The organism is Paracoccus sp. C2R09, from assembly GCF_018860625.1.
Taxonomy (GTDB): Bacteria; Pseudomonadota; Alphaproteobacteria; order Rhodobacterales; family Rhodobacteraceae; genus Paracoccus.
This window is the reverse complement of record NZ_JAHKQB010000017.1, coordinates 33,645-46,859: the sequence shown is the minus strand read 5'-3', so window position 1 is coordinate 46,859 and position 13,215 is coordinate 33,645. Positions and strand designations below refer to the sequence as shown.

8 protein-coding genes are annotated in these 13,215 nt (G+C 67.4%); 7 read left to right on the top strand and 1 reads right to left on the bottom strand.

The genetic code is table 11. The annotated features are described in order from the left end of the window. Positions 1–52: 52 nt before the first annotated feature. From KO490_RS06060 to KO490_RS06030, 7 genes are all read left to right on the top strand, one after another. Complete coding sequence (locus tag KO490_RS06060) at positions 53–1,294, top strand: ABC transporter substrate-binding protein (protein WP_216018515.1); 1,242 nt, start codon at positions 53–55, stop codon at positions 1,292–1,294. 74 nt (positions 1,295–1,368) lie between these two features. Next, the gene (locus KO490_RS06055) at positions 1,369–2,241 is read left to right on the top strand and encodes a carbohydrate ABC transporter permease (RefSeq protein ID WP_216018514.1); all 873 of its coding nucleotides are present in this window, start codon (positions 1,369–1,371) and stop codon (positions 2,239–2,241) included. Between the two features lie 4 nt (positions 2,242–2,245). Then, complete coding sequence (locus tag KO490_RS06050) at positions 2,246–3,085, top strand: carbohydrate ABC transporter permease (protein WP_216018513.1); 840 nt, start codon at positions 2,246–2,248, stop codon at positions 3,083–3,085. Between the two features lie 4 nt (positions 3,086–3,089). Beyond that, positions 3,090–4,196, top strand: a complete 1,107-nt coding sequence (locus tag KO490_RS06045) for an ABC transporter ATP-binding protein (protein ID WP_216018512.1) — start codon at positions 3,090–3,092, stop codon at positions 4,194–4,196. A gap of 13 nt (positions 4,197–4,209) precedes the next feature. Then, positions 4,210–5,136, top strand: coding sequence for a glucokinase (locus tag KO490_RS06040; protein ID WP_216018511.1), 927 nt, complete (start codon positions 4,210–4,212; stop codon positions 5,134–5,136). 99 nt (positions 5,137–5,235) lie between these two features. Further along, complete coding sequence (locus KO490_RS06035) at positions 5,236–7,092, top strand: autotransporter assembly complex family protein (protein WP_216018510.1); 1,857 nt, start codon at positions 5,236–5,238, stop codon at positions 7,090–7,092. Next, complete coding sequence (locus KO490_RS06030; RefSeq protein WP_216018509.1) at positions 7,092–11,567, top strand: translocation/assembly module TamB domain-containing protein; 4,476 nt, start codon at positions 7,092–7,094, stop codon at positions 11,565–11,567. The genes KO490_RS06035 and KO490_RS06030 overlap by 1 nt, the downstream gene beginning before the upstream one ends. Before the next feature lie 12 nt (positions 11,568–11,579). Here KO490_RS06030 and KO490_RS06025 read toward each other — a convergent pair whose 3' ends face one another. Then, entirely contained in the window at positions 11,580–13,145 is a 1,566-nt protein-coding gene (locus KO490_RS06025; RefSeq protein ID WP_216018508.1) for a PAS-domain containing protein, read from the bottom strand. Between the last annotated feature and the right edge of the window lie 70 nt (positions 13,146–13,215).

Genomic DNA, 13,215 nt, shown 5'->3' with positions numbered 1-13,215 from the left:
TCGGGGTCGCAGGCGGGTTCCGAATCCGCTTCGACAAGATCTGGGAGGATCCATGAACATCAAATCCGTATTGGCGGCCTCGACCGCCGTGATGCTGGCCGTGCCCGCCATGGCCGAACCGCAGGCGGAAGTTCTGCACTGGTGGACTTCGGGCAGCGAGGCGCAATCCGTCGCCGTGCTGCAGGAACAGTTCAAGGCCGAGGGCGGCACCTGGACCGACATGCCCGTCGCGGGCGGCGGCGGCGACGCCGCGATGACCGCGCTTCGGGCGCGCGTCCTGTCGCGCAGCGCACCGACCGCCGTCCAGCTGAAGGGCCCCGCCATCCAGGAATGGTACGAGGAGACCGGCCTTGCCGATATCGGCAGCGTGGCCGAGGAGAACGGCTGGGCCGAGGTCCTGCCCGACCAGATCGCCGAGCACATGAAATGCGACGGCCAGTGGTGCGCCGCGCCGGTGAACGTCCACCGCGTGAACTGGATCTGGGGCAACAAGCAGATCCTGGACGAGAACGGCATCGAGATGCCCACCACCTGGGAGGAATTCAACGCCGCCGCCGAGAAGCTGCAGGAGGCGGGTGTCACGCCCCTGGCCCATGGCGGCCAGGCCTGGCAGGACGCCACCATCTTCGAGACCGTGGTGCTGGGTCTGGGCGGTCCGGAATTCTTCCGGCAGGCGCTGATCGACCTGGACCCCGAGGCGCTCGGCTCGGACACGATGAAGCAGGTCTTCGACGAGATGCGGACCATCCGCGGCTATGTGGACGACAACTTTTCGGGGCGCGACTGGAACCTGGCCACCGCCATGGTCATGAACGGCGAGGCCGCCTTCCAGATCATGGGCGACTGGGCCAAGGGCGAATTCCTGGCCGCCGGCAAGGAGCCGGGCACCGATTTCGTCTGCGCGCCCACCCCGGGCGAGGGCTTCCTCTACAATGTCGACAGCTTCGCCTTCTTCGAGGTGGACGGCGATGACAAGAAGCAGGGCCAGGAACTTCTGGCCAAGCTGATCATGGGCCCCGAATTCCAGAAGACGTTCAACCTGAACAAGGGGTCGATCCCGGCCCGCACCGACGTGGCCCTGGACGAGTTCGACGATTGCGCCGTGCAGTCGAGCAAGGACATGAACGAGGATGCCGCGGACGGATCGCTGCTGCCCAGCTATGCCCATGGCATGGCGCTGCGCGGTGCCCCCGCAGGCGCGATCACCGATGTCGTGACCGCGCATTTCAACAGCGACATGTCGTCGGAAGACGCGGTCCAGCAACTGGCCGATGCCGTCGCGAACGCGATGTGATGCAGGGCTGACCACCCCCCGCGCCCCGGCTTCCGGGCCGAGGCGCGGGGTTTTTCTTTGAAGGGTTATCCGCAATGGAATGGCTTGAACGCAACGTGCCCAAGCTTGTCTTGGCGCCGTCCTTCGTCGCGATCCTGATCTTCGTCTACGGCTTCATCGCATGGACCGCCTGGATCAGCCTCACGAAATCCCGCCTGATGCCGAAATACGAACTGGACGGCTTCGGCCAGTACGGGCGCCTGTTCGCCGCCCCGCGCTGGGACGTGGCGATGAACAACCTGTTCATCTTCGGCGGGCTGTTCATCGTGATCTCGATGGCGATCGGGCTGCTGCTGGCGATCTTCCTCGATCAGAGGATCCGCGCCGAGGGCGTGCTGCGCACGATCTATCTCTATCCGATGGCGCTGTCGCTGATCGTGACCGGCACGGCGTGGAAATGGATCCTGAACCCGGGTCTGGGCATCCAGGAGACCGTCCGCGGCTGGGGCTTCGAGTCCTTCGCCTTCGACTGGCTGATCCGCCCCGAGATGGCGATCTATACCGTGGTCCTGGCCGCCGTCTGGCAGGCATCGGGCTTCGTGATGGCGCTGTTCCTGGCTGGGCTGCGGTCCGTCGATACCGAGATCATCCGCGCGGCGCAGGTGGACGGCATCCCCAACCACCGCATCTATTCCGCGATCATCATCCCGACGATGGCGCCGATCTTCCTGTCGGCCTTCATCGTGCTGGCGCATCTGGCGATCAAGGCCTTCGACCTGGTGATCGCGCTGACGAATGGCGGCCCCGGCTATGCCACCGACCTGCCGGCGACCTACATGTACGCGATGGCGTTTTCCCGCGGGGATCTGGGCCAGGCGGCATCCAGCGCCATGGTGATGATGGGCGTCATCTTCGCGATCGTCGTTCCCTATCTCTACAGCGAATTGAGGCCGCGCCGTGACAAGTAACACAATGCTTCGCTGGGGCCTCTATGCGGTCCTGATCGTCTTCGCGGCCTTCTACCTGATGCCGCTGTTCGTCATGCTGACGACATCGCTGAAATCGCTGGAAGAGATCCGCACGGGCGGCCTTCTGTCCCTGCCGCGCGAGATCACCTTCGCGGCCTGGTCCGAGGCCTGGTCCACCGCCTGCGCGGGCACCCAGTGCGAGGGGCTGCGCCCGTTCTTCTGGAACAGCGTGCTGATGGCCGTGCCCGCCGTCGCGATCTCCACCGTGGTGGGCGCGCTGAACGGCTATGTCTTCGCGCAATGGCAGTTCCGGGGCGCCAACCTGTTCTTCGCGGGCATCCTGTTCGGCTGCTTCATCCCCTTCCAGGTGGTGCTGCTGCCGATGGCGCAGACGCTCGGGTTCCTGGGGCTGGCGGGCAGCATTCCGGGGCTGATCTTCGTCCACGTGATCTACGGGATCGGCTTCACCACGCTGTTCTTCCGCAACTACTATGTCACCATCCCCCAGGAACTGGTGCGGGCGGCCAAGGTGGACGGGGCGGGCTTCTTCCGCATCTTCTTTGCGGTCTTCCTGCCGCTGTCGCTGCCGATCATCACCGTGTCCGTCATCTGGCAGTTCACCCAGATCTGGAACGACTTCCTGTTCGGGGTCAGCTTCGCGGGTCCGGGCAGCCAGCCCGTGACGGTCGCGCTGAACAACATCGTCAATTCGACCACCGGCGTCAAAGCCTACAACGTGGACATGGCCGCCGCGATCATCGCGGCCCTGCCCACGCTGTTCGTCTATGTCGTCGCTGGCAAGTACTTCATCCGCGGCCTGACCGCCGGTTCCGTGAAAGGGTGATCCCATGCCGATCCTCGAAATCGAACATCTGCAGAAATCCTATGGCGAGACCCATATCCTGCACGACATCAACATCAGCATCGAAGAGGGCGACTTCCTGGTCCTGGTCGGGCCTTCGGGCTGCGGCAAGTCCACGCTGCTGAACTGCATCGCGGGGCTGGAACCCATCAGCGGCGGCGATGTCAGCATCGCGGGGCGCAATGTCACGGGCGTTTCGCCCAAGGACCGCGACATCGCGATGGTGTTCCAGTCCTACGCGCTCTATCCGACGATGACGGTCGCCAAGAACATCACCTTCGGCATGAAGGTGCGCGGCGTGGACAAGGCCACGCAGGACGCCAAGCTGGCCGAGGTGTCGCGCCAGCTGCAGATCGAACAGCTGCTGCACCGCAAGCCGGGCCAGTTGTCGGGCGGCCAGCGTCAGCGCGTGGCCATGGGGCGGGCGCTGGTGCGCGACCCCGCACTGTTCCTGTTCGACGAACCGCTGTCGAACCTGGACGCCAAGCTGCGCGTCAGCATGCGGACCGAGATCAAGAAGCTGCACCAGGATCTGAACGCCTCCATCGTCTATGTCACCCACGACCAGATCGAGGCGATGACCCTGGCCACCAAGATCGTCGTGATGAAAGGCGGCGTGATCCAGCAGATCGGCACGCCCGCGGAAATCTACAACCGTCCGGCCAACATGTTCGTGGCCGATTTCATGGGCAGTCCCGCCATGAACCTGATCCCGGCCCGCGTGCGCGTCGATGCCGGCACCACCCGGATCGAGATCGAGCGCAAGGACGAGGCGCCCCTGGTCATCACCGACCCGGTCGCCCGCGACCTTCCCGCCGAGATCGTGCTGGGCGTGCGCCCCGAGGACATCCACGAGGCGACCGAGGGCGCGCATCTGCCGGGCAACGCGCAGCGTGCCGATCGCGACGTGCTGATCGACATCGTGGAACCGGCGGGGGCCGACACCTTCGCGGTCACCCAGCTGGGCGGCAAGCCGGTGACGGCGCGTCTTCGGGCAGAAAGCCCGGTTCAGGCGCGTCGGCCGTTTCCTCTGGCATTCGACCTCTCGAAAGTGTCCTACTTCTCGCCTAAGGATGGCCAGAGGCTGAACTGAGCGGGGTTGAAGGATGGCGATGCTTCTTGGCGATGTGGGCGGGACCAACGCGCGGCTGGCGATCGCGCGCAACGGTCTGATCGATCAGGCGACGGTCACGCGGTTCCGCGGCGACGACTTCGCCAGCTTCGACGATGTGGTGCGCCAGTTCATGGCCGAACAGCACCAGCCCAACATCTCGGCCATGTGCGTCGCAGTCGCGGGGCCGGTCAGCGGCGGACGGGCGCGGCTGACCAACCGCGACTGGTCCTTCGACGAAAACGACCTGGCGCGGCTGACCGATGCCGACCACGTGCGGCTGATCAACGACCTGACCGCGCTCGGCTATGCCACGCCGGCGCTGACGGGCGGCGGCATCTCGATCCTGCGCGAGGCGCCGGCCGACCGGGCGCGCAACGGGCAGGCGCTGGTCGTGGGCCTGGGCACCGGGTTCAACGTCTGCGCCGTGCGGGTCCTGCCCGGCGGCGCGATCACCGCGCTCGAGGCCGAAGAGGGGCATACCCACCTGCCCGCCAACATCATGGCCCGCCTGATCCAGGAGGTCGGCCCGGTCGCCGCGGCCGATTTCTTCTCGACCGAGGAGACCTTCGCGGGGCGCGGCCTGTCGCGGCTGCACGCCGCCATGACCGGCACGCCCCCCGTCCGCAGCGAAGACATCGCCCGCGCGATGGAGGCAGGCGATCCCGCCGCCATCGAGACCTATGATTTCTTCACGGAACTCGTGGGCCTTCTCTGCCGGGAATTGTCCTTGCGCTTCATGCCCTTCGAGGGGCTGTTCCTGGCGGGCAGCGTCGGGCGCAGCATCGCCGACCGGATGGATCGCTTCACCCCGGCCTTCCTGTCGGAAACCCATATGGGCCACATCCCGGCCAACACGCCGATCCACCTTATCCTGGACGACATGGCGGCCCTTCACGGCTGCCTGGCCGCGTTGGCGTGAACCCACCTGCGAACCGTTCGGTTCGCAGTAATTGCTGGACCCGACTGCCCCAAGCTGGTTTGATCGAACCAAGCCAGAATACGAGCAGGGGCAGGGTTGATGCGCGCATATGTGACGGCGATGCTGGTCGCCACCACGACCATCTCGGGTGGAGGTTTCGCATGGGCGCAATCCTCCTCTCCGTTCTCGGGGCTGTTCTCGCGCGATGACGCGGATGACGGCCCCGTGGACCTGGATATCACGGTCGAGGGCGGTGACGATTCGCTGGCCACCAAGATCCGCCAGACCTCGCTGATCTCGGCGGCCCTGTCCGAGGATCGGACCACCGGACAGGACGTGCTGGCCGCCGCGCGGGGCGATTACGCGCGCATCCTGGGCGTGCTCTATGACAACGGGTTCTATGACGCGGTGGTCAACATCCGGCTGGACGGGGTCGAGGCCGCCGAGGTGGCGCTTCTGGACGCGCCCGATGCCGTCGCCCGCGCCCATGTCGTCGTGATCCCCGGCCCCGCCTACAAGTTCGTGCGCGCCGATCTGGCCCCCATCGCCCCCGGATCCGAGATCCCGCCCGGCTTCGCCGTGGGCGAAACCGCGGGCACGGGCGTCATGCGCCGTGCCGCCCTTGCGGGGGTCGAGGGGTGGCGCAATTACGGCCATGCCAAGGCCGATGTGGGCGGGCAGCAGATCACCGCGGATCACGATGCGCAGGCGGTCGATACGCAGATCGGGCTGGATCCCGGCCCCGCCGTCACCTTCGGCAGGCTGAATGTCAGCGGCAATCGCCGCCTGAAGGAACGCCGCCTGCGCAAGATCGCTGGCTTTCCCGAGGGTGAGCGTTTCGACCCCGAGAAGACCGAGGACGTCCGCAAGCGCCTGCGCCGTTCGGGCGTCTTCTCGGCCATCACGCTGGAGGAATCCGAGACGCTGAACGCCGATGACAGCATGGACATGGACCTGACCGTGGTCGAACAGAGGACCCGCCGCATCGGCGCGGGCTTCGAGATCTCGAATACCGATGGCGTGCTGCTGTCGGGCTACTGGATGCATCGCAACCTGTTCGGCGGCGGCGAAAGGCTGCGCGTCGAGGCCGAGGTCAAGGATATCGGTTCGGAGACCAGCGGGCGCGACGACGAATACCTGATCCGCCTGGAACGTCCCGCGACCCTGACCGCCGACACGACCGGCTATATCGAGTTCGAGGCCGAACAGACCCGCGAGGAGGATTACGACGAGGATGTCGCGACCCTGGGCCTGGGCTTCAACCATATCTTCAACGATCAGCTGACCGGCGACATCGCGCTCGAATACCAGTTCTCGCGCGCCTATGACGACGATCTGGAACGCGACTTCAAGGTGCTGGCCCTGCCGATGGACATCACCTGGGACAAGCGCGACGACGCGAACAACGCCAAGCGCGGCTTCTGGTTGTCGGGCGATGCGACGCCCTTCTACGGGTTCGAGGACACCGATAGCGGCCTGCGCGCCCTGGGCGAGGGTCGGGCCTATTACAGCTTCGGCGACGACCGCTTCACCCTGGCCGGGCGTGCGCGTCTGGGCACCATCGTGGGGTCCGAAATCGAGAACACGCCGCGCAACTACCTGTTCTATTCGGGCGGCGGGGGCACCGTGCGGGGTCACCCTTACGAATCGCTCGGCGTCGAGGTGATCGAGGGCAGCGACGGGACCATCAAGACCGGGGGCATGTCCACCGCGACCGCCACCGCCGAGTTCCGCTTCCAGGTCCGCGAGAAGATCGGGCTGGTGGCCTTTGCCGATTACGGGCGCGTCTGGGAGGACGGCGCCTTCGACGGCGGATCGGGCGAACAGGTCGGCGCGGGCGTGGGCGTTCGCTACGACACGCCGGTCGGGCCGCTGCGCTTCGACGTGGCGGGGCCGGTCAGCGGCGATACCGCCAATGGCGTTCAACTCTATCTCGGGCTGGGGCAGGCATTCTGATGCGCAGGTTCTGCATAATCGTCGTCGCGGTCTTCGTGCCGCTGGCCGTCTTCGCACAGGATATCGCGGAAATCGCGGCCAGCGACGAAGACGACAAGGGCTTTCTGACGCGGCTTCTGGAAAAGAACCTGTCGGGGGATGGGCGCCAGGTCAGCATCATCGGCTTCGAGGGCGCGCTGTCCTCGCGGGCGACCTTCGACGAGATCCGCATCTCGGACGAGGATGGCGCGTGGCTGACGCTGAAGGACGGCGCGATCCAGTGGAACCGGTCGGCCCTGCTGCGCCGCCGGGTCGAGATCGCGGAACTGTCCGCGGCCGAGATCGACCTGCCGCGCCTGCCTGCGGGCGATGACCAGAAGGTTCAGGCCGAGGCACAGCCCTTCGCCCTGCCCGAGCTGCCGGTATCGCTGAGCATCGAGGAGATCCGTGCCGAACGCGTCCGTCTGGGCGAACCGCTGATCGGGGTCGCGGCATCGCTGAAGGTCTCGGGCAACCTGGGCCTGGCGGGCGGCGAGGGCGATGCCGATCTGACCATCAACCGGCTGGACGGCCCGCGCGGCCAGTTCGTCCTGGATGCGGGCTATTCGAACGAGACCGAGGTTCTGCGCGTCAATCTGGGCCTGGACGAGGCCGCCGACGGCATCTTCGCGAACCTTGTCGGTCTGCACGACCGCCCCGCCGTGTCGGCCCAGATCAGCGGCGAAGGCGCGCTGAGCGATTTCGCAGCCGATATCCGCCTTGCGACGGCGGGTCAGCCCCGGATCACCGGCAAGGTCAGCGCGACGGGTGCCACCGACGATGCCGGCGCGGCGGGCACCGCCTTCGACCTGCAGATCGGCGGCGACATCGCGGCGCTGCTGCCGCCCGACGACCGGGCCTTCTTCGGGCGCGACACGCAGCTTGTGGCGCAGGGCTTCCGCGCCGATACGGGCCGCCTGTCCATCCCCGAACTGGAGCTGCGCACCAGCGCGCTGCATGTCGAGGGCGAGCTGTCGACCAACGACCGATCCGCCCCCGAACGCGCCCTGCTGACCGTCACCCTGGGCGAGGATGCGGGCGCGACCGAACTGCCCGTCGCCCTGCCGATGGCCGGGCCGAACTCGACCGTGGAATCCGGGCGGCTGCTTCTGGATTACGATGCCGCCAAGGGCGAGGGCTGGACCCTGACGGGCCGGGTCGGGCAGCTGGACACGGGATCGGTCCGGCTGGGCGATCTGACGCTGGACGGCGCGGGCAGCATCCTTCTGGACGAGGGCGCCCTGTCCGAGGTGACGGGTGCGCTGAAATTCTCGGCCGAGGATCTGGGCTTTACCGATCCGGGCCTGACCGAGGCGATCGGCACCGCGATCGATGGCAGCGCAGATTTCGATTTCGCCCCCGGCGACACGGTCGATATCCGCAATGTCCGGCTGAACGGCACGGATTACGGCCTCGAGGGCGATTTCGTGATCGCGGGGCTGGACAGCGGGATCACCCTGACCGCCGATGCCCGGGCCCGCCACGAGGACCTCGGCCGCATCTCGACGCTGGCGGGGCGTCCGATGGGCGGGACCGCCGATGCCACCCTGCAGGGGAACTACGTGCTGCTGACCGATGCCTTCGACATTCAGGCGCAGGTCGCGGGCGACGACATCACGCTGGACCAGCAGCAGCTGGACGGGCTGCTGCGCGGTCGATCGACGATCGATCTGGATGCGCGCCGGGACGAGACCGGCACCACGCTGGAGGGGCTGGCGATCCGTGCGCAGGGCCTGACGGCGGATGCATCCGGGACGATCAGTTCGGATGCAAGCGACATCACGGCTCAGATCAAAGCGCCCTCGCTGGCGGATGCGGATGCCTCGATGGGCGGTTCGCTGGACGTGACCGCCAAGCTGACGGGCCCCGCGGATGCACGCCGTGCGACGCTGGACGGACAGGCCGTCGATCTGCAGTTGGGGATCGAGGCGCTGGACAAGCTGATGGCGGGCCGGACCGAGCTGACCGCGCAGGCCGAGCAATCGGGCGACAGCTATGTCCTGCAGGGCTTCAAGGTGGCGAACCCGCAACTCTCGGCCGATGCGCAGGGCAGCTTCGCGCCGGGCGATCTGGATGCGCGGATGGACCTGTCGCTGACCGATCTGGGCCGTCTGCAGGACGGCTGGACGGGCGGGCTGACCGCCAATGCGACCCTGTCCGAGGATGAGGGCGTGCGCAAGATCAGCCTGACGGGGACGGGGCAGGACCTGTCGCTCGGGGCCGGGGCAGAGGCGCTGACGGGCACCACGCGCCTTGCGCTGGAGGCGACCGAGGAAGACGGCGTCCTGACGATTTCCGAAGGACGGCTGAACAACGATCAGATGCGCGCGGTCGTGTCGGGCACCCTGGGCGAAGGGGTCACCGATCTGGACGGCGATGTCGAGATTTCGTCGCTGGCACCCTTCGGGCAGGGCTGGCGCGGCAGCGTCACCGCCTCGGGCAGCTTTGCCGAGGTGGGCGACGGCATCCGCCAGCTGACATTGAACGGCACCGGGCGCGATCTGTCCTTCGGGCAGGCGCAGGTGGACGGTGCCCTTGCGGGCGAGACGCGCCTGCAGGTCACGGGGTCGGAACGCGACGGGGTCTTCACCATCCAGACCGCGCAGGTGGAAAACCCGCGCCTGCAGGCCAGCGCCAGCGGGCAGGTCGGGACCGATGCGACCGATCTGCAGGCCGATCTGCGCGCCAGCGACCTGCGTTTCCTGGGCGGCGGTTTCGGCGGGGCCGTGACTGCGCAGCTTGGGCTGGTCGATGACGGAAACGGTCGCCGGATCACCGCGAACGGCTCCGCGAACGGCCTGAGCATCGGGCAGGAGAAGGTCGATCCGATCCTTGCGGGACAGACCAGCTTCGATCTGGCAGCGACCCAGGCGCAGGACGGTCTGACGGTCCAGCAGCTGGACCTGCGCAACCCGCAGGTCACCCTGACGGCCAGCGGATCGCCCGCGGCCGGGATCGATCTGGACGGGCGGCTGAACGATCTGGCCCTGCTGGTGCCGAGCTTCTCGGGGCCGGTCACGCTGGACGGGTCGGTGCGCGACCAGGGATCGGTCTATGCCGTCGATCTGGACGCCACGGCACCGGGCGACACGCAGCTTGCGATCAACGGGTCGGCGGCCAAGGACGGCAGCAACCTGGATCTTGCCATCGACGGTCGGTCCAGCGCGACGCTGGCCAACATGGTGATGCGCACGCGCAATTTCGCGGGGCCGCTGGACATCGCGCTGCGCGTGGACGGGCCGCCCTCGCTCAACTCGCTTGGCGGGCAGATCACGCTGCAGGACGGGCAGATGGTCGATCCGGGGCTGGGCCTGCGACTGCAGAACATGGACATCACCCTGGGTTTCCGCGGCGGCATCGTGGATATCGACGGGCTGGTCGACGTGGCCGCAGGCGGCCAGATGCGGATGAGCGGTCCGTTCGACCTGACGCGCAACACGCTGGATCTGGGGATCGGCCTGCGACAGGTGAAGCTGCGCGATCCGAACCTGTACGAGACCCTGGTGGATGGCGACATCACCATCGCGGGCGACCTGGCCGCGGGGCCCCTGGTGTCGGGGCGGATCGACCTGATCGAGACCGAGTTCCGCATCCCCTCGACCGGGCTGGGTGGGGCCACGGCGATTCCCGACATCGATCATGTGGGCAGCCAGCGGCCCCCGGTGCGCGCGACACGTGCGCGGGCGGGGCTGGAGGGGTATCCCAGCCAAGCGGCCACCGATGCGGGGCTTGCAGGCCCCCCCGCCACGCCCCCGGCAAACCCGCCGCGGCTGGATCTGGTGATCAACGCGCAGAACCAGGTCTTCGTGCGCGGTCGCGGCGTCGATGCCGAGATGGGCGGCGGCTTCCGCATCCAGGGCACCTCGCGCAACGTCGTGCCGATCGGCAACCTCGAACTGATCCGGGGGCGCGTCGATCTGCTGGGCAACCGCTTCGACTTGACCGAGGGCCTGGTCGAGCTGCAGGGCAGCCTGATCCCGGTCATCCGCCTGGTCGCGGAAACCGATCAGGACGGCATCACGACGCGCATCATCATCGACGGCGAGGTCAGCGACCCCGAGATCACCTTCGAATCCTCGCCCGAACTGCCGCAGGAGGAGGTGCTGTCCCAGCTTCTGTTCGGGCGCGGTCTGGACAGCATCAGCCCGCTTCAGGCGGCGCAGCTGGCCAATGCGATCGCGGTGCTGGCGGGTCGCGGGGGCGACGGCATCATCGGCAATCTGCGCGAAAGCGCGGGGCTGGACGACCTGGACCTGACCACCGACGATGACGGGAACATCCAGGTCCGCGCCGGCCGCTACCTGTCCGAGAACGTCTATACCGACGTGGCCGTGGACGAGGACGGGCAGAGCACGATCAACCTCAATCTCGACGTGACGAAATCGCTGCGGGCGCGGGGATCGGTCGGAAGCGACGGGACCAGCTCGCTCGGGTTGTTCTTCGAAAGGGACTACTGAGGCCTTCGGGCCTCAGCAATTCGGCAGCAGCTCGGGCGTCCGCGCGGATGTCCGGGCCGCCACCGTCCGGAAACGCAGCATCGCCCGGTCGCCCGAAAGCGAGGTCAGCGTCCAGCCCAGAAGCTGGCCCTGCGGCCCGGTGATCGCCCCGCTGAGGGCGCGATCCTCGAATGCCAGCCTCAGGGCATCGCGCAGCGCCGAGAATGCCGCCCCGCTGGCCGCGCGTCCCTCCCACGCGATCATCGCGTCCATCAGCGTGTCGGGCACCTCGCCCCAGAGGCCGCGATAGGCCTCGTTGGTCAGGATCACCTGCCCGCCGCTGTCGAAGACCAGCAGCGCCTCTTCCAGCCCGTCCAGGACGGTGGTTCCCAGCAGCAGATCGGCACGGAATCGACGGGTCATCGCCATTTCCGAGGTGATGTTCTCGAACAGGAAGGCCACCGCGCCATCGGGATGGGGCCTGCCCGTCACGCGGTAGGTCTGCCCCCCCGGCAGCGACCAGGTTTCCACGTGGTGGCCCGTCGCCGCCGCGCTTTCCAGGTTGGCCATCTGCTGACGCCAGCTGCGATAATCCTTCGGCTCGGGCGCCATGCGCAATTCGCGCAGCTGGTCGAGGAAATCGAACAGCGTCGGGCGCGCGGTCAGGAAGCCCGCCGGCAGCCGCGTCAGGTCGATCAGGGCGGGGTTGAACAGCTGCAGGTTCCGACGCTGGTCGAAGATGGCCAGCCCGATGGGAAGATCCGCGAAGGTCTTGGTCAGCGTCTGCAGGAAATCCCGCATGCTGCGTTCGGCACGCACGGCCGCGTCGGCGGGCAGTGCGAACATCATCCTCTGTTCGCCCGTGCGGTGGCTGTGCACATCGTACCACGAGACCTGCCCGTGATCCTCGAGCGCGGCGCGCCGGGTCGAGGTTCCTGCCCCCGGCACCGGACGCGGGGTGTCCAGAAGACGCGGCAGCGGCCAGCCGAGCGCGCCGTGATTGCGCGTCTCGGCGCGGCGAAGATAGGCCGAATTGGCCCATGTGATCCTGTCGCCGACATCCTCGCGCCAGACCAGCATAGGCGTCTGGTCCAGGGCGTCGCGCAGCAGCTGCAGCTCCTCCTCCATCGCCTGGAGGGACATGCTGTCGACCACGATGCCCGCATGTTCCGCCCCCGGATCGACCAGCGAGACGCGAACCACGCCTTCGCCCAGATCCTCGGCCACCATGCGCAGCGTGGCCGCACCCTGCCCTTCGCGACCCGTCAGATCGACGCGACCCGTGCGACCCAGCTGCGTCAGCAGTTCGGCGGCCTCGGGGATGCGCGGTCCGATCCAGCGCATCAGGCGACCCCAATCGTCGTCGACGGTGCCCACCCGGTCCAGCAGGCCGCGTGCGGGCGGGGTGGCGTCGATCAGCGATCCGTCGCGGAACAGGAAGACCATCGGCTGGATCGGCGCGTCCAGGAACCGTGCGCTTCCGGGCCTGTTCGCGCCCGACAGCCGTCGGTCGATCAGCCGGATCACAAGGATCGCCAGCACCACCGACAACGTGCCGCAAAGCACCGCCGCAGCCAACAGCATCGCACCTTCGGACATCTTCGCCGCCTCCACCGTGAATAAACACCTCAAGGCGTAATGCCTTTTAGCTTAATAACACGTTAAGCGG

Coding starts and splice junctions, on each gene's coding strand:
- KO490_RS06060 (WP_216018515.1), top strand. CDS start 53: ATGAACATCAAATCCGTATTGGCGGCCTCGACCGCCGTGATGCTGGCC.
- KO490_RS06055 (WP_216018514.1), top strand. CDS start 1,369: ATGGAATGGCTTGAACGCAACGTGCCCAAGCTTGTCTTGGCGCCGTCC.
- KO490_RS06050 (WP_216018513.1), top strand. CDS start 2,246: ATGCTTCGCTGGGGCCTCTATGCGGTCCTGATCGTCTTCGCGGCCTTC.
- KO490_RS06045 (WP_216018512.1), top strand. CDS start 3,090: ATGCCGATCCTCGAAATCGAACATCTGCAGAAATCCTATGGCGAGACC.
- KO490_RS06040 (WP_216018511.1), top strand. CDS start 4,210: ATGGCGATGCTTCTTGGCGATGTGGGCGGGACCAACGCGCGGCTGGCG.
- KO490_RS06035 (WP_216018510.1), top strand. CDS start 5,236: ATGCGCGCATATGTGACGGCGATGCTGGTCGCCACCACGACCATCTCG.
- KO490_RS06030 (WP_216018509.1), top strand. CDS start 7,092: ATGCGCAGGTTCTGCATAATCGTCGTCGCGGTCTTCGTGCCGCTGGCC.
- KO490_RS06025 (WP_216018508.1), bottom strand. CDS start 13,145: ATGTCCGAAGGTGCGATGCTGTTGGCTGCGGCGGTGCTTTGCGGCACG.